This is a genomic window from Mycobacterium mantenii, assembly GCF_001667865.1.
In the GTDB taxonomy this organism is placed as follows: domain Bacteria; phylum Actinomycetota; class Actinomycetes; order Mycobacteriales; family Mycobacteriaceae; genus Mycobacterium; species Mycobacterium mantenii_A.
In genome coordinates, this window is record NZ_LZJP01000089.1 from 416347 (window position 1) to 435427 (window position 19081).

19 protein-coding genes are annotated in these 19081 nt (G+C 63.3%); 7 read left to right on the plus strand and 12 right to left on the minus strand.

What is annotated here, in order from left to right; genetic code table 11:
• Positions 1-63 precede the first annotated feature (63 nt).
• Positions 64-300, plus strand: a complete 237-nt coding sequence (locus A5688_RS26950) for a hypothetical protein (protein ID WP_242660201.1) — start codon at positions 64-66, stop codon at positions 298-300.
• Here A5688_RS26950 and A5688_RS15580 read toward each other — a convergent pair.
• On the minus strand, positions 284-1900 hold the full coding sequence (locus A5688_RS15580) for a class I adenylate-forming enzyme family protein (protein ID WP_067908487.1): 1617 nt from the start codon (positions 1898-1900) through the stop codon (positions 284-286). The two genes, A5688_RS26950 and A5688_RS15580, sit on opposite strands and share 17 nt — an antisense overlap.
• A gap of 114 nt (positions 1901-2014) precedes the next feature.
• Between A5688_RS15580 and A5688_RS15585 the strand changes: the two genes are divergently transcribed.
• From A5688_RS15585 to A5688_RS15600, 4 genes are all read left to right on the plus strand, one after another.
• A complete protein-coding gene (locus tag A5688_RS15585) occupies positions 2015-2545 on the plus strand; it encodes a nuclear transport factor 2 family protein (protein WP_082951093.1) in 531 nt (176 codons plus the stop codon).
• Positions 2546-2679: 134 nt separating this feature from the next.
• A complete protein-coding gene (locus tag A5688_RS15590; protein WP_067908484.1) occupies positions 2680-3912 on the plus strand; it encodes a CaiB/BaiF CoA transferase family protein in 1233 nt (410 codons plus the stop codon).
• Positions 3909-5141 (plus strand): cytochrome P450, encoded by a 1233-nt coding sequence (locus tag A5688_RS15595; protein WP_067830026.1) that lies wholly within the window; start codon positions 3909-3911, stop codon positions 5139-5141. The genes A5688_RS15590 and A5688_RS15595 overlap by 4 nt, the downstream gene beginning before the upstream one ends.
• Before the next feature lie 53 nt (positions 5142-5194).
• Positions 5195-5743 carry a hypothetical protein gene (locus A5688_RS15600; protein WP_242660200.1) on the plus strand — a complete coding sequence of 183 codons (549 nt, stop codon included), beginning with the start codon at positions 5195-5197 and terminating at the stop codon, positions 5741-5743.
• On the opposite strand, the gene A5688_RS15605 is transcribed toward A5688_RS15600, so the two are convergent.
• The 8 genes from A5688_RS15605 to A5688_RS15640 are packed head-to-tail and all read right to left on the minus strand — an operon-like array spanning position 5701 to position 12517.
• Positions 5701-6399, minus strand: a complete 699-nt coding sequence (locus A5688_RS15605) for a TetR/AcrR family transcriptional regulator (protein WP_082951094.1) — start codon at positions 6397-6399, stop codon at positions 5701-5703. The two genes, A5688_RS15600 and A5688_RS15605, sit on opposite strands and share 43 nt — an antisense overlap.
• A gap of 21 nt (positions 6400-6420) precedes the next feature.
• Positions 6421-7599 carry a lipid-transfer protein gene (locus A5688_RS15610; protein WP_067830029.1) on the minus strand — a complete coding sequence of 393 codons (1179 nt, stop codon included), beginning with the start codon at positions 7597-7599 and terminating at the stop codon, positions 6421-6423.
• Positions 7596-8048 carry a MaoC family dehydratase gene (locus A5688_RS15615; protein WP_067908481.1) on the minus strand — a complete coding sequence of 151 codons (453 nt, stop codon included), beginning with the start codon at positions 8046-8048 and terminating at the stop codon, positions 7596-7598. Before A5688_RS15615 ends, A5688_RS15610 begins: the two co-directional genes overlap by 4 nt.
• A complete protein-coding gene (locus A5688_RS15620) occupies positions 8045-9154 on the minus strand; it encodes an acyl-CoA dehydrogenase family protein (RefSeq protein WP_067908478.1) in 1110 nt (369 codons plus the stop codon). The genes A5688_RS15615 and A5688_RS15620 overlap by 4 nt, the downstream gene beginning before the upstream one ends.
• A 21-nt stretch (positions 9155-9175) precedes the next feature.
• Entirely contained in the window at positions 9176-9589 is a 414-nt protein-coding gene (locus tag A5688_RS15625; RefSeq protein WP_067830039.1) for a Zn-ribbon domain-containing OB-fold protein, read from the minus strand.
• Positions 9589-10140, minus strand: a complete 552-nt coding sequence (locus tag A5688_RS15630; RefSeq protein WP_067830042.1) for an FAS1-like dehydratase domain-containing protein — start codon at positions 10138-10140, stop codon at positions 9589-9591. Before A5688_RS15630 ends, A5688_RS15625 begins: the two co-directional genes overlap by 1 nt.
• Positions 10141-10157: 17 nt before the next feature.
• Positions 10158-11345 (minus strand): acyl-CoA dehydrogenase family protein, encoded by a 1188-nt coding sequence (locus A5688_RS15635; protein WP_067908475.1) that lies wholly within the window; start codon positions 11343-11345, stop codon positions 10158-10160.
• Positions 11345-12517 carry a cytochrome P450 gene (locus A5688_RS15640; protein ID WP_067830422.1) on the minus strand — a complete coding sequence of 391 codons (1173 nt, stop codon included), beginning with the start codon at positions 12515-12517 and terminating at the stop codon, positions 11345-11347. The genes A5688_RS15635 and A5688_RS15640 overlap by 1 nt, the downstream gene beginning before the upstream one ends.
• A 257-nt stretch (positions 12518-12774) precedes the next feature.
• On the opposite strand from A5688_RS15640, the gene A5688_RS15645 reads away from it, so the two are divergent.
• Complete coding sequence (locus A5688_RS15645; protein WP_067830048.1) at positions 12775-14235, plus strand: aldehyde dehydrogenase family protein; 1461 nt, start codon at positions 12775-12777, stop codon at positions 14233-14235.
• Positions 14232-16628 carry a CaiB/BaiF CoA transferase family protein gene (locus tag A5688_RS15650; protein ID WP_067908472.1) on the plus strand — a complete coding sequence of 799 codons (2397 nt, stop codon included), beginning with the start codon at positions 14232-14234 and terminating at the stop codon, positions 16626-16628. The genes A5688_RS15645 and A5688_RS15650 overlap by 4 nt, the downstream gene beginning before the upstream one ends.
• Positions 16629-16667: 39 nt before the next feature.
• On the opposite strand, the gene A5688_RS15655 is transcribed toward A5688_RS15650, so the two are convergent.
• The 3 genes from A5688_RS15655 to A5688_RS15665 all read right to left on the minus strand — a co-directional run bounded on the left by A5688_RS15655 (position 16668) and on the right by A5688_RS15665 (position 19057).
• Positions 16668-17144: a MaoC family dehydratase gene (locus A5688_RS15655; RefSeq protein ID WP_067830054.1), complete on the minus strand. Its 477-nt coding sequence runs from the start codon at positions 17142-17144 to the stop codon at positions 16668-16670.
• Complete coding sequence (locus tag A5688_RS15660) at positions 17141-18334, minus strand: amidohydrolase family protein (RefSeq protein ID WP_067908469.1); 1194 nt, start codon at positions 18332-18334, stop codon at positions 17141-17143. The genes A5688_RS15655 and A5688_RS15660 overlap by 4 nt, the downstream gene beginning before the upstream one ends.
• An 87-nt stretch (positions 18335-18421) precedes the next feature.
• Complete coding sequence (locus tag A5688_RS15665; RefSeq protein ID WP_067830425.1) at positions 18422-19057, minus strand: isochorismatase family protein; 636 nt, start codon at positions 19055-19057, stop codon at positions 18422-18424.
• Between the last annotated feature and the right edge of the window lie 24 nt (positions 19058-19081).

The following is a 19081-nucleotide window of genomic DNA, read 5'->3' on the forward strand; positions in this document are numbered from 1 at the left end:
TGGGAAATACTCCTTTGGTCCTCGTAGAGTCGTTCGCATCTCGGACTCGACACGGGTACGGCGGTGAGTTTTTTGTCCCGCAACGGCGACGGTCTGTTCTCCGTCGTCGTGCGTACCGCCGATTGTGTTGCAAGCGAACATGTTGCTGCGCGATACGGAGCTAAATCCGACTTCCGGCAGCGACATGAGGGCGACGGATTCGAGTTGACCGAGGTCAAGCTCGAACCGCTGTTCGGTATTCCTTTGACTCTGATGAGCACCAACATGCCCGATGGGCGACCGCTTACTCCTCAGCGGTAGCGAGCAGTCCGCTCAGCCGCTGTGCCAGTGCGGACTTCTTGACCTTTCCGGTCGCAGTGAAGGGAAGATCCTGCTTCGCAGTGACCCAAATGAACTTCGGCACCTTGTACGCCGACAGCTTGCCACGCAGTTGCGTCCGCAGAGACTCACCGTCGAGCGTCGAGTCGCCCCGGGGTACCACGGCCGCGGCGACCACCGTGCCGCCATCGCTCTCGGCGCCAACCACGTACGCCTCGAGCACACCATCGCAGTCGGCGAGCGCCAGCTCTACTTCGCTGGGTGTGACGTTGGTGCCGCCACCGGTCTTGATCAGATCGCCCAGCCGCCCAACGAACTTGATCCAGCCGTCCTCATACTCGACGCCACAGTCACCCGTCCGGTAGTAGCCGTCGGGGGTGAACACTTCCTCACGTTCTCGCTTGTGCAGGCGTTGCATCAACGAGTACCCGCGGACCCAGATCTCACCGGGGGTGCCTACGGGCGCCGGCTGCCCTGTCTCGGAGTCGACGAGCAAATGGTGCAGCCCTTCGATGGACACGCCGCCGGTTTCGCACCGATCGGGTGGCTGTGGCACATACGGGTCTACCCCAATGTGATTGCCACACAGTTCGGTCATCCCCAAGGCATTGGGGCCCTTCGGGCGACGTTCGGGGGGCACCATGGCGGGCATGCTGGTTCGCTGCACGGAGCTCAAATCGCAGGCGGAGAATTCGGGATGTTCGGCCAGTGTCTTGCCCTGCTGCGGCCAGCCCAGCGCAATTGTCGCGCGGTGGCGCTCAATGAGTTCCAATGCCTCGGCGGCGTCGAATGCCGGCTGGGTGACCAGCGTTGCGCCGTGGTGGATCACGGCATGCAATCCGGTGATCAAACCTCCCACCCAGAAGAAGGGCATGGCAGTGAACATCACGTCATCGTGGGTGACACCATAGGTGAAAGTGAGGTTGTAGGTATGGCGGACCAACGCGCCGTGGGTATGGACGGGCCCCTTCGGATCCCCGGTACTCCCGGAGGTGTAGATGATCGTCACGTCATCGGCCGGCGTCACGCACAATTCAGCGTCGACCAGGAAGTCGGCGTCGCCTGGCGACACGACGCTATCGTTGTTGATCGTTGTCGTCCAGGCCTGATCGGATGGGCCCCATACCGCAACGGTCCGCAGAAATGGTGCCTTTCGTACGGCGATGCGACCCGGCGCGCGTTGATCTGCCAATCCCGGCAACGCTTCCTGCAAACGAGCGACGAAGTCGTGGTTGCGGAACTGCGACCACGCCAAGATTGCGCGCAGGTCAGCATGGCGTGCGGTCCAGCCGAGTTCGGAGGCTTGGTAAAAGGTGTTCAGTGGGACAGCGACCGCACCGATTCGTGTGGTGGCAAACCAGGCCAATGCCCAATCGACGCTGTTCGGCATCAAGATTCCTACGTGATCGCCCTTGCCAATACCCTCCGCCAACAGGGCAATCGCCAGCGCGGCAGAGCGGCGATCCAGGTCGCGATAAGTCAATTCCTGCCCGTCCACGATGAGGAACGGCTTGTCCCCGAAACGCGCTGCGCAGGACCGCACCAGAGCAGGAATTGTGGGCAAGAGGTTCGGGAAGGGCATAAGCGCAGGATAGTAGGATTTGCTGAAAACGAGAACAGCGGTTCTCATTCCGCCCTTTCCGCCTACACTTCCAGCATGGCCACAGAAGTAGGGAGTCGGGCCTCGGTCGATCGCTTGGACCGGGTGGAGTCGAGTGTCGCGATCAGCCAACTGCCCAGCCGATATGCCATGGCCCTCGATGTCCGCGATCTCGACGCCCTGGTGGGGTTGTTCGTCGACGATGTCGACGCAGGCGCGGAGGGAATGGGCAGGGAGGCACTGAAGCGTTGGTACGACCGGGTGCTCCGGCGGTTTTACCGCAGCATCCATCTGATCTGCGGTCACCACTTCGATTTCGTCGACGCCGATAACGCGATGGGTTCGGTGTACTGCCGCGCCGAACACGAGGACGGGGACGGGTGGTACGTGATCGCGATGCGCTATGACGACGTCTATGAGCGTCGCGACGGTCAGTGGTGCTTCGTCAAGCGACGGGAGCATCCCTGGTATTCAGTCGATGTGACGGAGCGGCCGGGGCCGGAGTTCATGCGCTGGCCGGCCGACGTCCGGTTGCGCGCGGCCATGCCCCAGCGGATGCCGACGTGGCGGGCCTTCTGGGCCGAAGGAGACCCTGCGCTGCCCGAGCGGCTGTCGGCGCGTCCCTAGGATTTGCTGCCGACCGCTCCCAGCGTCGCCGCAGTTTACAAATCGTGCCGAAACTGCCATTCTCGCATAATGCAAGCAGGCGTTTCCGCCGTTGCAAGCCTACCGGTGCGCTCGCACCTCTACCACTGCGACCAATGGAGGCCGTCATTTCCGTCGACAAAGTGCTCAGCGGCGTCCGCGTGCTCGAGGTCGCCGCGTGGACCTTCGTGCCGTCGGCAGGTGCCGTGTTGGCGGAGTGGGGAGCGGAGGTTATCAAGGTGGAGCCGCGCGAAGGCGGTGACCCGCAGCGTGGATTGGTCACGATGGGCATCGTGGATGAGGGTGGTGGAACGGTCAACTACATGATCGAGATACCGAATCGGGGGAAGAAGTCAATCGGTGTGGATCTGAGCACTCCAGGCGGTCAGGACGTCATCCGCAAGCTAGCCGCGACGTGCGACGTCTTTCTGACCAGCTACCTACCGAGCCGCCGCAAGAAGATGGGCATCGACGTCGACGACATCAAAGCCGCGAATCCGGGCATCGTGTACGTGCGCGGGTCGGGCCACGGACCCAAGGGGCCCGACGCGGACAAGCCGGGCTACGACGGCGTCTCCTACTGGGCTCGCGGTGGCATAGCCTCCGTGCTTACCGAAGGCGACGCCGAGCCGGTGCGGTCGCGGCCGGCCTTCGGAGATCTACTCGGTGGCATGGCGATCGCCGGTGGGATCGCGGCGGCCTTGTACAAGAAGGCGACCACCGGTCACGGAACCGTTGTGGATGTCTCCCTGCTCGGCCTGGCGGCGTGGAACCTCAGTCCCGACGTCGCCGTGAGCCAAATCCACGGCGGCAGCTCGATCCCGAATTACAGCCACGCCGACGCGCCCAACCCATTGGTGGGGACCTACCGCACCAAGGACGGGCGCTATGTCCAGCTGATGATGCTGCAATTAGACAAGTTCTACGCGGAAGCGATGCGTGCAATTGGTTTACCCGACTTGATCCATGATGAGCGATTCGCTGATCCCGCAGCGCGATTCGCCAACCGAACGGAACTCATCTCTCTCATGGATGATGTGTTTGCTCAACGCACACTCGCCGAATGGCGTCAGCAGCTGGCCGCTATCTCCGGTGCGTGGGGAATTGTGCAGACGCCCGGCGAGCTCTGCCATGATCCGGCCGTCATCGCGAACGGCTATGTCGCGAAAACCACCACGATGAACGGGTCGGCATGCTCGCTGCCCACCAACCCCGTCCAGTTCGACGAAAGGCCCGTTGTCCCGGCGGGCGCGCCCGAACACGGCCAGCACACCGAAGAAGTGTTGATGGAGGCGGGCTTGGATTGGGACACCATTGCGAGCTACAAGGAAACCGGAGCGATTCTATGAACGTCATGCCGTCGCAAGTTGGTGTCAGTGACCCTGTTGACTTCGACCCGTTTTCGGACGACTTCTTCAATGGGGCGTTCGACACCTATCGGCGCCTGCGCGATGAGGCCCCCGTCTATTACAACGCAAAGTGGGACTTCTGGGCCCTGACTCGCTACGACGACGTGGCGCCCGCCACGAAGGACCACGAAACCTTCTCTTCTGCCAAGGGCGCCACGCTGGACATGGTGCAGGCCCATGACGATGCACTGCCGGTGCCCAAGGTGATCATTTCGATGGATCCACCCGAACACCAGAAAATGCGCAGGCTGGTGAGCAGTGTGTTCACCCCCCGGGCCATCGCCGCGCTGGAAGACATGGTGCGCGAGAAGGTTTACGAGCGTATCCATGCACTCGACCCGTCCTCTTTCGACGTGGTCGCCGACTTCTCGGCCCTGTTTCCGAACGAGGTCATCACCACCATGCTTGGAGTTCCGAAGCAGGACCGTGATCAGATCCGGCTCTGGCTAGATCTGCTGCTCGAACGCCGCCCAGGTGAGATCGCCACCACAGCAGAAGGTTTCGAAGCCTCGACGAAGACCGGGATCTATTACTACAACCTGGTGCAGAAGCGCCGTGCAGATCCGCGCGACGACATGATCAGCCGGCTCATCGAGACGGAGATCGAACGAGACGGACAGGTGGAGAAGCTCACCGACGTGGATATCACCGGTTTCGCGACGATGCTCGGGGGAGCCGGCGCAGAGACCGTCACCAAGCTGGTCGGCAACGCCATGGTCGCTTTCGCCGATTTTCCCGACCAATGGCAGAAGTTGCAGGAGGACCGCAGCAAGATTCCCGCAGCGATCGAAGAGTTGTTGCGCTATGAGGCGCCGTCACAGTACCAGGTTCGCACCGCCACTCGGGATGTGATGTTGCACGGCACTGTAATTCCCGATGGCAGCGCCGTCTTGCTCGTCACAGGCTCAGCGACGCGCGACGAGCGGATGTTCCCCGATCCCGATCGACTGGACATCGACAGGGAGCGCAAGATGGGTTTCAATCTCGCGTTCGGGTACGGCGTGCATAGCTGTTTGGGGGCGGCGCTGGCGAGGATGGAGAGCCGTGTCGCACTGGAAGCGCTGCTCGATCTGCTCCCTGAATACGACGTCGACCGCAGCGGGTTGCGGCGGGTGTCAATGTCCAATGTTTGTGGGTGGTCCAATGTGCCAGTGCGCAGAAGGCGCTGAGTTGTGTTTGCAAGCCGGCAGATAACACCATCGCTTTTCGAGGAGGTGGGAGCATGATGTCCGATCGGGTGGCTCGGCACCGCAGGATCGCTCACGCGAAATGGGAGACTTACGCGACTGCTCCGGAGACCGGGAAGATCACCTACGGCGGGGAGTGGGTCTACGCTCCGGACGCCGTCATGATGTGCCCCTTATTCAACGGCGGCACCGAGCATTTGATGGCCGACCTCGCGTCGGAAGAGGTCCTCGCAGCCATGCGGGCCTATGCGCCTGACGGCGACATGCTGACGTGCGAATTCCGCATGTGGTGGAAGCACATGCCCGACTTTCGAATCGTCACCCCGTTCGACTGCAGGGCCGCCGAGTGGGGGTTTGCGGTTCGCGACACCTATGCGGGAACGCAGAGCGACGGGACGGTGCTCAGACTCCACGAATGGGATTACGTCTGGATCAACGAGGAGGGCCAGATAACTCGCTGGGACTGGTTCGTCGATTCAGCGGAGTGGTATCCCTTTCTCGACCTCATCGGCCTCGACCGCAACGGCCTGACCTACCAGGACTACACCGTCAACTTCCTGCGTGAAGGGAGCATCGTCGGCTGACGTCGGGTCGGCTCATCGGCCGATAGACCGGTCCGGCGATCCGCCGGAGACGTCCCACGACTCTTGCGCCGGTCGTCGAGGAATCCCCGCACGACATGCGCGCGGACGAAATCGGCTACCGCGTCGTCGTCGCCCATGTCGAGATATGGCGAGGGAGTGGTAAAGAGTGAGAACAGCATTCGTGCGAACCATTCGGTTGCGACCTGAATGTTCAGGTCACTTCGCACCTCGCCGGTGAGCTTGGCGGCGGAGACGTACGGCGCGAGGAATTCGCTGCATTCCCGCAGTAGGGTGGACGCGTTCTTGGTCAACATCACATTGACCTGTTCTTGGTCGAAATACGACTCGGGCTCGACCACCCGGCGGGCCTGAGCGACGAAAACACCTGCCCGGGACAGCTTCTCCTCGAGGGTGCTGCCGCCGTGGCGGTCGATCGCCTTGGCCAGCCTGCGGTAGAAGCTCTGAGACGCTGCCTCCGCGCAAGCCTCGACGATCGTCTCCTTGTCCCGGAAATACTCGTAGAACGTGCTTCTGGACACGTCCGCGGCGCGTGCTATGTCGACGATCGTCGTTTTCCGCAGCCCTTGCGTTCGGAAGCAGGCGAAGGCGGCCGAGATGAGCATCTCCCGTGTGTCGACGGCCGTCGCGTGCGTCATCTGGATTACCGGCTTCCCTGATCAGTGATCGGGCGCGAGGATCAGACCGCTCGTCGGAACGCCGGTACCCGATGTGATCAGCACGTGTTCGACGTTGTCCACCTGATTGTGCGAGGTGCCGCGCACCTGACGGACACCCTCGGTGATTCCGTTCATGCCGTGAATATAGGCCTCGCCGAGCAGTCCGCCGTTGGTGTTGATGGGCATGCGTCCGCCCAGCGACAACTCCTCGACCGAGACGAAGTCCTTGGCTTCCCCGCGACCGCAGAATCCGAGTTCTTCGAGTTGGGTGAAGACGAAAGGCGTGAAGTGGTCATAGAGGAACGCGGTCGAAATATCCTGCGGTTTAAGACCGGAATTCCGCCATAACTTGTCGCCGACGACACCCATCTCGGGCAGCCCGGTGATCTCCTCGCGGTAGTAACTCGTCATCACCTCGCCGTCGTAGGCGGCGCCCTGAGCGGCGGCCGTGATGACGGCGGGCGGCTTGGGCAAGTCCCGGGCTCGCTCGAGGCTCGTCACCACCATCGCAACGCCGCCGTCGCTTTCCTGACAGCAGTCGAGCAGCCGCAGCACCGGCTCGATGATCCAGCGCGATTGCTGATGCTGCTCAAGCGTTATCGGCTTACCGTAGAACCAGGCGTCGGGGTTCTTCGCGGCGTGCTTGCGGTCGATGACCGAGATCTTCCCGAAATCGGCGTTTGTCACCCCATAGGTCGTCATGTAGCGCTGGGCGTGCAAGGCGACCCAGGCGGCCGGTGTCATGAACCCGAAGGGCGCATAGGGCGCCATCCACAGCGGTGTTACCCCCGGCTGGCGGCCGGCCCCGCCGAAACGGAAGCCGGAGCGCTCGTTGAACGCGCGGTAGCACACGACCGCTTCCGCCGCTCCCGTCGCGACCGCCATCGCGGCCTGCATCACCGTGCCCGCGGCCGCCCCACCACCGTGCGGGACCCGGGTGAAAAACGTCAGGTCGCGGATGCCGACATTCCGGGCGACCTCAATCTCCTCGTTCTCGTCGACGCTGAAGGTCACCATGCCGTCGATGTCGGCGGGCCGCAGGCCGGCGTCGCGGATCGCGGCGATGACCGACTCACAGGCGAGCTGCATCTCGGTGCGACCCGATTCCTTGGAGAACTCGGTCTGGCCGATCCCGACCAGGGCGGCTCGGCCGCCAATACCGTCCCTGCCGTCGCTCATGCATCCACACCTAGGAGCAGGCTGAGCAATGCGGTCCCGGAGACGTGGTCGCCAAGGCTGTTGGTGCCCTTGAAGGTGACCTCGACACGTCCTTCGCCGTCGGTCTTGGACGTGTCCGTGACGGAACCCGTGAAGCGCAGCGGATCGTTCGGGTATGCCGGTACTCCGAGGCGGATGGAAAGTCTCTTGATCATCGCCTCCGGGCCCGCCCAGTCGTGCAGGAATTTCACGCACAGACCGTTGGTCGTGAGGATGTTCAGGAAGATGTCCTTGGACCCTTGGGAATTCGCGAAATCCCGGTCGTGGTGCACCGGCATGTAGTCACGAGAGGCGATGGCGCCGGCGACGATCAGCGTGGTGGTCACCGGAACTTCCAGCGGGGTGACTTCGTCGCCGACGTTGACGGAGTTCCATGCCAGCGTGGCGGTGCGGTCGACGGTGGAGGTCATTTGATTCCTTCCGGGTATGCGGCGCCGAGGCGGGCGAGTTGTTGGGAGGCCGAGCCGAGCGAAAGCTCGATCTGCTTGGCCCACAGGAAATAACGGTGCAGTGGATAGGTGACGTCGATGCCCATGCCGCCGTGGACTTGCTGAGCGGACGCGACGACCCGCGCTCCGGCTTCAGCCGCCCAGAACTTGGCGATCGCCGCTTCGCGGCTCGCCGGCCGGCCCTCGGCAATCAGCCAAGCAGCATGCCAGGTGGTCCAGCGGATCGCCTCGACGTCGATGAACGCGTCTGCCAGTCGTTGCTGTACGGCCTGGAACGAGCCGATCGGCCTGCCGAACTGCTCGCGTTCGCTGGTGTAGGAAGCGGCGATCTTCAGGGCTCGCTCGGTCACGCCGACCTGTAGCGCGCACAGCCCGATCAAGGCCCTGGTGTACAGCGAGCCGACCGCGTCCGCGGCGCCGGGCCCGTTCAGCCGGTGGCCGAGGGCAGCGGCGAGTTCGACGTCGGCGTAGGGCTCAGCGTTGGTAGTGCTTGCGGGCGTGACCGTGAGGCCGTTCGTCGCAGTCTCGACGACAAAAAGGGCCGGGCCGTCGTCGGCCTGGGCCGAAACCACGATGGCGTCGGCAAGCTGCGCCGCGGGTACGAGTTCCTTGCTGCCGTCCAAGACCCAGGCGTCGCCGCCGTCGCGCGCGGTCGTGCGTGGCGCCGTCGGATCGGAGTTGCCCGGTTCGGCAAGTGCAGCTGTCAGGATCGCACTGCCGGCCACGACTTTCGGCAGGTACCGCTCCTGAATAGCCGAGTCCCCGTGGCGTGCAATGGTATCCGCGCCGAGTAGGAGGGTCGCATAGACAGGAACCGGCGCGACGCTCCAGCCGGCCTCGGCGAGCAGCACGCCGAGTTCCAAGAATCCGCCGCCGCTCCCGCCGACGGACTCGGGCAGCGCGATACCCAGCAGGTCCGACGATGCCAGCTCGCGCCACAGCTCTGGGTCGTAGCGAACATCGCCCGATTCGAGATCAGTGAGATGCTCGGTGGTGCAGCGGTGCTCGAAGAGCTGGCGGGCGACCTTGCCGACCGTCTCTTGTTCTTCGGTGAAGGAGAAATCCATGTTCGCGTCATGCCTCGTCTGTCAGTGCGCAGGCCGGAACTGGTGCAACACCAGCTCGTCACCGCTCGGGATGGCTTCGAACTTCTCGTAAAAGACCTCGACAGGCAGCCCGACCTCGATGGCGGCGGGCTCGATATCGCACAGGTTCGACACAATGCGTACGCCTTCGTCGAGCTCGATCAGGGCGACCACGTATGGGTACTGGAGGAACGGCAGCGGGGGATACTGCGGCATTACAAAGCTGTAAACGGTTCCGCGCCCGGTCGATTCGACAGAATCCCAGTTGAGTGACTGGCAGTTGCCGCACATGGGGCGAGGCGGAACCCGCAACGTCTCGCAGTCTGCGCACCGCTGAATCAGCAGCTTATGGTCCTTGAGCCCCGCCCAGAAAAATTCGGTGTCGGGGCTGATCGACGGAGCGAGTCTGGTCGCCATCAGCTTCCCGTCTTGAATCGCAGCGTGCGGAACCGCTGGCGGCCGATCACTTCGCCGTTCTGATCGCGGTAGGTCGTGATCCAGGTGACGAAGTAACCGTTACCCATCGCCGTCTTCTTCTCATCGGAAATCGCCTCGAAAACCGTCTCACCGGTGATCTCGTCACCGACGCGGGGATAGCGTTCGATCTCGAACTCCGAGTTCGTCGCGATGATGCCCGTATAGCCCGCGTCGGCGAGGAATTGCAGCGGATTCGTCTTGATCTCGATTGGGACGCCGCCGCGTTCATGGATGCCGGCGAGCTTGGGTGGAGGCATCGTCCAGCTCTGCAGCATCACCGGCGGGGAAACCAGGGCACCGTAGCGGGACTGCTCCGCGAACTCAGGATCGAGGTAGGCGGGATTCATGTCATCCAACGCGTACGCCCAATGCCGGATCATCGCGGCATTCACCGGATCAGGGGCGCGGGAGGGCTTGCCGACTCCGTCGGTGGGCGTCCCGATCAGCGCATCGAGGCGTTCGCGCAGCGGGTCCTTCTTGGTCTCGGTCACGGGTGTGGATGCTCCTTTCAGGATGCGCTGGCCCGCATGTCCCGGGGTGCGCGCGGCATCCCGAGACCGGCCATGGCGATGATGTCGCGTTGGAGCTCGTTGGCTCCGCCGCCGAACGTGTTGATGACCGCGAAGCGGTATGCGCTTTCCAGCTCGCCCGTGAGTGGGGCCGCCGAGTCCTTGCGCACACCGGCCTGCCCCACAACGTCGAGCAGTTCGCGGGCGACCTGTTGGGTGAGCTCGGTGCCGAAAACCTTGGCAGCCGAAGCCTCTCCCATCCCGAGGGCACCGGTGCCCATCGTCGCGTTCACGCGCAGGTTCAGCAGTCGGTAGGCCGCGACCTGCGCTTCCACCCGCGCCAGGGCCTGCTGAACCCACGGCTGGTCGATGACCATGCCGTCGTCAAGCGGTGTCGTCGACGCCCACTTCAGGGTCTTGCGGAAGAGCGGCTCGAGTGCACCAAGATTGCCCATGGCGGCGCGTTCCAGGTTGAGCTGGTTGGTCACCAGGGTCCAACCCTGGTTCTCGCCCAGCACGATGGCGCTCTCGGGGACCCGGACGTCGTCATAGAAGGTGTAGTACGTGGATACGCCCGGCATGGTGTGCAGCGGCTTCCAGGAGAACCCCGGCGTGTCGGTCGGCACGATGAATAGGGTGATTCCTTTGTGCTTCTTGGCAGTTGGGTCGGTACGTGCCGCCAGCCAGATGTAGTCGGCGAACTCGGCGCCGCTGGTGAACATCTTCGAACCGTTGATGACGAACTCGTCGCCGTCGCGTACCGCTGTGGTACGCAGAGAAGCTAAATCGCTTCCGGCACCGGGCTCGGAGTAGCCGATTGCGAAATCAACGGTGCCCTTGAGAATCGCGGGGAGGAACTTGGCCTTCTGCTCGTCGGTTCCGTACTGAATCAGCGTGGGGCCCACCGTATTGAGAGTGACGAACGGCAACGGCGCGTTGACCCGGCGGGCCTCCTCCGCGAAAATGTACTGCTCCAGCGCGGTCAGTCCGCCGCCACCGTATTCCACCGGCCAGGCGACCCCGAGCAGTCCGGCCTCGCCGAGCGCGCGCCTGCACTCGGTCACCGCGGCACCACCCTCCATGAGGTTTGCGACCGCAGCCCGGCGCTCCGGGGTCATCACCGCCTCGAGGCGGGTCCGGTAGTCCTTGCGGAGTTGTTCCTGTTCAGGCGTGTAGTCGAAGTCCATCAGCTGCCCGCTCCCAGTCGGATCGGCATGCGTTTCACGCCGGGCACCATGGTGGCGCGAAGTCGTGACACGTCACCGGTGAGCTCGATCGTCGGGTAGGCGCCCAGCAGCACCTCAAACATCACCCTGGCTTCCAGGCGGGCGAGCTGGGCGCCCAGGCAAGCATGCTCGCCGGCCCCGAATGCGATGTGCGGGTTGGGGTTACGGGTGATATCGAATTCCTCGCAGGTAGGCCCGAAGATTTCTTCGTCGCGATTGGCGGCGCCGTAGAGCATCACCACGGTGTCCCCGGCCTTGATCTGCTGGCCGCGGATCTCGACGTCCTCGGTGGCTTGCCGGGCCATGTGCGTGACCGGGCTGGTGAATCGCAGCATTTCCTCGACCGCGCAGGGCAGCAACGACGGGTCCGATCGCAGCAGCGCGAACTGCTCGGGATGGTCGATCAGCGCCAGCGTGCCCAATGCAATGAGGTTGCGGGTGGTTTCGTTGCCGGCGACCAACAGCAAGAAGGAGAAGTTGAGCAGATCCGCGTCGGTGAGGCGCTCGCCGTCGACCTCGGCCGCGGCCAGGATGCTCAGCAGGTCGTCCTGACCGGTGACCTCGCCGGAGCGCCGCGCGGCGATGAGCTTGGTGAAGTATTCGTAGAGTTCGCCCAGTGCGACCATCGAGTCCAGTTCGATGTCCGGGTCGGCAGTGCCAACCGCTGCGTCCGACCAGGCGCGGAATTGCTCCCAGTCTTCGGGCGGGGCACCGAGCATTTCCGCGATCATCCGGGTGGGAAGAGGTGCGGCAATCTCCTCGGCGAATTCGTACTCCCGCGAGGGGTCGACACCATCCACGATCCCCTTCACGATCTCGCGCACTTTGGGTTCGAGCAGTTGCACCTGTCGGCGGGTGAAGCCGGAGTTGATGAGCTTGCGTAGCTGCCGGTGTCGCGGGGGATCGGTAAAGATCAGGTTTCCTTCCTGGACAGGTTCAGGTTGCTCCGGATCCGGGATCGAGATGCCCTTCATTGACGAGAACGTCAGCGGATGTCCCGAAACGAAACGGACATCCTCGTACTTCAACAACGCCCAGAAGTTGGTCACGTCGTTCCACACGACCGGCGTTGTGTTCCGGAGTTCCCGGTAGATCGGATAGGGGTCGCCGGCGTAGAAGTCCGGTGAGTGCAAGGGAACGGTGGTAGTGGGCACAGCATGCCTTCCTTGACACTGAGGGCTTAGTCGGACATATCAATTAAGAATGTCCGTTCTCAAGCTGTCTACAGCAGAGCTGATGTATCTGTCAATCACGGTATTTTGGGCCAAAAGTCTGGCGAATTGCTCGTTGACGGCATTGCGGCTGCCGGTGTACACACAGTCTGAGTATGTAAGTTTTCTCGGTGGTGTCGCCCTTGCCGCGCCACGATCATGCGGTAGGAAGGCAGGTCATGGCTGGGTCGCATTCCCTCCTCGGCGCTTACGGGCATTACATCGACGGCCAATGGGTCGAGCCGGACAGCGGGCGCTACGACGTCGTCAACCCGGCAACCGAGGCCGTGATCGAAACGGCGCCCGATGCGAGCGTGGTTCAGGTCCAGCAGGCGGTTGCAGCGGCGAGGTCCGCTTTCGACACGGGCCCCTGGCCCGCGGCCGAGCCCTCGGAACGTGCCAGGTGCCTGCAACAGCTCAGCGATGCACTCCTGGCCAAAGGCGAGCAGATCTACGCCCTAGCCCAGTCCGAGTGGGGGTGTTCGGCAAACGAACGGCTGATCCATGTCGACGGGCCAGCGTTCATGGTCGGCCATGCCGCCGAGCTCGCCACGGAGCCCGCCGAGGCGCCGATGGATGCGTGGGGCGCCGCGGGCACCACGCTGCTGCGCTACGAACCGCTCGGCGTGGTGGCGGCCATGACGCCGTGGAACTTCCCGCACACTCTCAACGTCATGAAGCTGGGCGCAGCACTCGCGGCAGGTAATACGCTCGTGCTCAAGCCTTCACCACTGACCCCGCTGGCCGGGCTGGCCCTGGCGCGAATCATCGACGAGGACACCGACATTCCACCCGGCGTCGTCAATGTGGTCACGCCGACCGGCGTCGAGGCCAGCAGGAGCCTGACACTGGATCCCAGGGTCGACATGGTGAGCTTCACCGGCAGCTCCGCCGTCGGCCGCGATGTCATGGCGGGCGCGGCCACCACGATGAAACGCGTTCTGCTGGAATGCGGAGGCAAGTCGGCGACCATCCTGCTTCCCGACATCGACGTCAGCGACGAACTGTTGGAGCAGCTGTTGTTCGAGGGATGCACGATGCATGCCGGTCAAGCGTGCATTCTCAACAGCAGGTTGCTGCTGCCGGATTCGATCCACGACGAGGTGGTGGACCGGCTCGCCGAGCTGTCCCGCAAGGTCGTGATCGGCGATCCGGTCGATCCCTCGGTCACCATGGGACCGTTGATCAGTCGCGAGCATCTCGACCGAGTCGAGGGATTCGTCAGACGCGCTGAATCCGATGGTGCAATCGTCGTGGCCGGCGGAGGTCGTCCGAAGCATCTGAGCAGCGGTTTCTACTTCGAACCAACGATACTCACCGATTCATCGGCCGATTCGTACATCGCGCAGGAGGAGGTGTTCGGTCCCGTGCTGACCGTGTTGCGGTATCGCGACGACGACGATGCGGTGGCCATCGCCAACAATTCGTCCTACGGCCTCGGTGGCGCGGTGTGGGGCAGCGACGTCGATCGTGCGGTGGCCATCGCCCGCCGGATCAGGACCGGACAGGTATCGATCAACGGCACGATTCCCGGAGACGCCCCGTTCGGGGGTTTCAAGCAGAGCGGAATCGGTCGGGAGGGGGGCGTGATGGGGTTGCGGGCCTACATGGAGCCCAAGGCCATCGGGATACCCGCGTGAACCGGCCTCTTACGGGCCTGCGCGTTGTCGAGCTGGCATCCGAGATCGCGGGCCCCTATTGCACGAAGCTACTCGTGGATCTTGGCGCGGAGGTGTGCAAGATCGAGCCGCCTTCGGGTGACCCGCTGCGTCGCTGGGGTCCGTTCCCGTCAGGGATCCCTCACCCCGAGCGAAGTGGGCTGTTTGAGTACTTGAATGCCGGAAAGCTAGGCACCACACTTGATTTCGCACAAGAAGGCGACAGCGCGGCCGCGCGCGCCATCATCGCGCAGGCCGATGTTCTTGTCGAAGACCTACCGGTAGGCGGGCCTCAGCGTCGGGAGTGGGGTCTAGATGCGGACACCCTCGGGCAGATCAACCCAAATCTCGTCGTGGTCCGAATCTCGAGCTTCGGTCAGCAGGGGCCGCTGCGCGACCGGGTCACGACTCCGCTGACCCTGCAGGCGGCGGCGGGCTGGATCAACCTGCGTGAGCCCGGCCGAGCGCCGGTACAGGCCGGTGCCCGGATCCCGGAGTACATCGCCGGTGGATATGCGGCCCTCGGCGCGCTGACGGCACTACGCATCGCCAGAGCCGAAACGAACCGACCAGTCGAGGTGGACGTCTCGATGTTCGAATCTCTGCTGTCGACGTTGCCCTATCCCATGCTGATGGCTGCGCGCTTGAAAAGTCTCGGGCTGCCGACCAATTCCAAAGCCGCACCGATGTTGGGGATCGTCCATGCGGCCGATGGCTGGATCGGAATCAATTGCCTGACCGGCCAGCACTGGCTGGACGTGTGCGCAATGGTCGGGCTGCCCGAGTTCGGCGACCATCAGCTCGCGATCATGCTCGGCGGGCCCGAGCGCGACGAGTTCTTCGCCAAAGCCCAGCCCTTCCTCGAATCGATGTCCGTTGCCGAACTGGTCGAGTTGAGTCAGGCGATGCGGATACCGGCGGCGCCGATCACCGAAGGTGACACCATCCTGGAGTGTCCGCAGTACGCGGAGCGAGTATTTTTCGTCGAGTCGGCTACCGAAGCATGGCGATTCACCAGACCGGGAGCGCCGTTCCGGCTTTCCAAGACACCGGTCCGGCCGCCATTGCCTGCTCCCGCGATCCGCACAGATGTCAAGGTCGCGTGGAGCGAGCGCGGCGCACCCCGCAGGGAGGACGACATCCCGGACGTCGCTTCGCCGTTCGCCGGCCTGAAGGTGTTCGACTTGAGTACCTTCTGGGCGGGTGCCTACCTGACGTGCTACCTCGGTGCGTTCGGGGCTGACGTGATCAAGGTCGAATCCATTCAGCGCCCAGACGGACATCGCTACTCGGGTGCGTTACTGCGTGAGGGCGACGATTGGTACGAGCGTGGGCCGCTTTGGCAGGGAACCAATCTCAATAAACGCGACATCACGCTGGATCTCACCTCTGCCGCCGGTCGAGAGCTGGCGCTACGACTGGCCGCTGAAGCCGACGTGGTGGTGGAGAACTTCTCGCCGCGCGTGGTCGAGCAGTTCGGGCTGGACTACGACTCCATCGCGCGCATCAATCCCGGAGTGATCATGGTGCGGATGCCCGGCTTCGGGCTGGAGGGTCCGTGGCGCGACTACGTGGGCTGGGCGCTGAACATCGAACAGGTGTCAGGTATGTCCGCCACGACCGGGTTTGCCGACGGTCCGCCGTGCAATCTCCAAGGGCCCGCCGACCCGATCGCAGGCGTGCACGCATGCGTTGCGCTGCTGGCTGCGCTCGAACACAGGCGGTCCACCGGTGAGGGACAGCTGATCGAGGCCGCACAAATCGAGGTCGGCGCGGCGGTGACCGCCGAACCTGTCATCGAGTACTCGTTGACGGGATCGGTTCGCCCGCGCGAGGGAAACCGCCACCGCGAATACGCCCAGGGCGTCTATCCGACCAGCAACGTCGACGAGTGGGTCGCGCTCTCGGTGCGTGATGACGATGATTGGCTTGCGGTACTAGACGTCATTGATCGCGCCGACCTGCGCGACGACCCGAGGTTTGCGACTGCAGAAGCGCGTCGCGAAAACCACGATGAATTCGACGAAATACTGGCGAATTGGACAGGAAGGCAACCCGCGGACGAAGTCGTGGCAGCGCTCGACCGGCAGGGCGTGCCGGCCGAGCGACTACTGAGGGCCGATCAGATGTATGACATCGAGCAGCTCGACGCGCGCGGCTTCTATCAAGATCTGGACCATCCGATCACTGGCCGACAAAGGTTTCCCGGCTGGCCATTTCGCATCGCGCCCGGGCCCGCATGCCAGCACAGGGCCGCCGCCCCGACACTTGGGCAGCACAACGCCGAGGTGCTGGGAGGGCTTGGGCTCTCCGAACGCGGGATTGCCGAACTGCGAGAACAACGGGTCATAGGACATCGCGTGCTGAACGCGTAGTCGGCGATTCCTGTGCGGGTATGCCTCCACGAGGTTTCGTCAGGCGTCGACCATCGCGGCGATAGTGTCGACGACGCATGCCGGGCGGTCACTTCCCTCGACCTCGACGGTCACCCGAACCGTCGCCCGGCCTCCCTTGTCGTTACGCTCCACCTTCAGCAGCTCAGCTCCGGCCCGGATACGCGAGTCGACCGGTACCGGCGCGGGGAACCGCAACTTGTCCGAGCCGTAGTTCACCTGCATCGCCAGCCCGGTTACCCGGTAAATCTGTTGTACGAGAATGGGTACCAGGGACAACGTCAAATAACCGTGTGCGATGGTCTTGCCGTAGGGGCCCGCGGCCGCCTTCACCGGGTCGACATGAATCCACTGGTGGTCGCCGGTGGCCTCGGCGAACAGATCGATTTCCTTCTGAGTGACCTGACGCCAGTCGCTGTAACCAAGGTGCTCGCCGACGTGAGCCTCGAAGTCGGCGATCCCGTCGTACACCTTCGCAGCAGTGGGTGCTTGGGTCATGCCGGGACCTTGAGCCCCAACTGCTCAATAGCGTTGCCGCCCATAATCTTCGCCTTGACCGATTCCGAGACGCCGTCCAACCGGTCGACAAAGCTCAGCGGGTCACCGATGCCCTCGGGATGAGGGAAATCGGAGCCGAACATGACGTGATCCTCGCCCATGATGTCGATGATTCCCTTGACATCGTCCTCGAGGAACGGGTGGATGTAGATGTTGCGCTTGAACACCTCGACGGGATGCTCGTCGAACTCCTTGGGCATGATCTTGTACGCGGTGTTGAGCTGCTCGAGCAGATTGCGCACCCAGCCGCTGCCGTTCTCGACGCAGAGGATCTTCAAATCCGGGAAACGCGACAGCGCGCCATGGCAGATCATCGCGGCCAGGGTGTCCTCGATGGCGCGGTGGCCCATTACGACCTCGCGCAGCGCACTCGGCTTGAACGACAGGTACTCGTCGCCGCCCTCCCACTCCATGAGGTGCTTTTGGTAGCCGCTGTCCGAGGCATGCATGGTGACCGGGATGCCGGCGTTCACGACCTCCGCCCAGAACGGGTCGAACTCAGGCAGGCCCATCGAGCGTGAACCGCCGAAACGGCTGGGCACCGGTGCGGGCCGCACCAGGAATGTCTTCATGCCATGTTCCAGGCACCAGTGCAATTCCCTGATGGCTTCGTCCACCAGCGGCAGGCAGATGACAGGCGTCGCGAAGATCCGATCGTGGTAGTTGAACGTCCAGTGCTCGAGCATCCACTCGTTGAGCGCATGAATGATCGCGTGCGTGAGGATGACGTCGTCGGTGGTGCGCTCCTCGATGAGGCTGGCGAGGGTCGGGTACATCACGCACTGGTCGATGCCCAATTCGTCCATCAGCTCCAGTCGGGGAGCGGGTGCTTGGTAGGCAGGAATGACATCCATTGCCTCGCCGATGAACTCGCGAAAGTTGAGGCCCTCGGGGTTGTTGCCGAGGAAGTAATCCTCGGCGCTGCCCGGCCTGGCGACCCGCGCAAACGTCGGGTTGGGGATCATGTGGCTGATGTGGTCCTTGACGACGAGCTTTGGCCGGCCATTGACCTCGACGTAACCGACCTTGCCGCGGTGCTCCTTCGGCAGGTACTTCGTGAGCGCGTCCGTCGTCTCGTACATGTGGTTGTCGATGTCGAAAACCGGGTACGGCAATGAACGGGAAGGCATTGAACTTTCCTCCTGAGCAGCGAATATGACCATTTACGCTATGCGAGAATGACGTTATCACCATCGTATCGCAACATCCAGATCGGGTCAGGGTGTGTGGAACGCCCTCCATGCGTCGACCACGGCATCGGTTGTGGTCACTGTGGCGAGCAGTGTCAACGTGTTGTCGATGACGGACTCGGCATACTCCCTCGGATACCCACTGACCGCGTCGCGCGGCAACACAAATTGATAGCTACGATTCACCGCGTCCATCACGAAGTTAGTAATAGCAATGTTCACCGAAACGCCTACACCTACAATGGTTTTGATGCTCAGATTTCGCAGCACGGCGTCGAGATCGGTACCGGTCATCGGCCCGACGCCATGGGTTCGAGTGAGCACGAGGTCGCTGGGCACTGAACCAAGGTCTGGCAGAACCGACGCACCGGGACTGCCGGGAGTCAAGTCGGCCGCGAATGACTTCCCCGCCGCGAACAGCCGAGCGTTGGTATTCGACCCACGGTTGTCGGGGCGCTTCTCGATGAGGCAGTGCACGACCGTGACACCAGCGGCCCGGGCGGCATCAAGCAGTCTGGCGATGTTGGGAATGGCCTCGCGACGTGCCTCTTCGGCGAGTAACGGAAGGCCGGCCTGGGGCCCTATCACCCCGCCCTGGCATTCCTGGGTCACCAGGGCTGTGGTGGCGGGATCGAGCAAGTCCTGCAGGTTAGGTTGAGGCATGAGAATACACGTTATCGTGTGTCG

Coding starts and splice junctions, on each gene's coding strand:
- A5688_RS15635 (WP_067908475.1), bottom strand. CDS start 11,345: ATGGACTTCGACTACACGCCTGAACAGGAACAACTCCGCAAGGACTAC.
- A5688_RS15645 (WP_067830048.1), top strand. CDS start 12,775: ATGGCTGGGTCGCATTCCCTCCTCGGCGCTTACGGGCATTACATCGAC.
- A5688_RS15580 (WP_067908487.1), bottom strand. CDS start 1,900: ATGCCCTTCCCGAACCTCTTGCCCACAATTCCTGCTCTGGTGCGGTCC.
- A5688_RS15665 (WP_067830425.1), bottom strand. CDS start 19,057: ATGCCTCAACCTAACCTGCAGGACTTGCTCGATCCCGCCACCACAGCC.
- A5688_RS15605 (WP_082951094.1), bottom strand. CDS start 6,399: ATGACGCACGCGACGGCCGTCGACACACGGGAGATGCTCATCTCGGCC.
- A5688_RS15595 (WP_067830026.1), top strand. CDS start 3,909: ATGAACGTCATGCCGTCGCAAGTTGGTGTCAGTGACCCTGTTGACTTC.
- A5688_RS15600 (WP_242660200.1), top strand. CDS start 5,195: ATGATGTCCGATCGGGTGGCTCGGCACCGCAGGATCGCTCACGCGAAA.
- A5688_RS15655 (WP_067830054.1), bottom strand. CDS start 17,144: ATGACCCAAGCACCCACTGCTGCGAAGGTGTACGACGGGATCGCCGAC.
- A5688_RS15590 (WP_067908484.1), top strand. CDS start 2,680: ATGGAGGCCGTCATTTCCGTCGACAAAGTGCTCAGCGGCGTCCGCGTG.
- A5688_RS15610 (WP_067830029.1), bottom strand. CDS start 7,599: ATGAGCGACGGCAGGGACGGTATTGGCGGCCGAGCCGCCCTGGTCGGG.
- A5688_RS15620 (WP_067908478.1), bottom strand. CDS start 9,154: ATGGATTTCTCCTTCACCGAAGAACAAGAGACGGTCGGCAAGGTCGCC.
- A5688_RS15615 (WP_067908481.1), bottom strand. CDS start 8,048: ATGACCTCCACCGTCGACCGCACCGCCACGCTGGCATGGAACTCCGTC.
- A5688_RS15625 (WP_067830039.1), bottom strand. CDS start 9,589: ATGGCGACCAGACTCGCTCCGTCGATCAGCCCCGACACCGAATTTTTC.
- A5688_RS15660 (WP_067908469.1), bottom strand. CDS start 18,334: ATGCCTTCCCGTTCATTGCCGTACCCGGTTTTCGACATCGACAACCAC.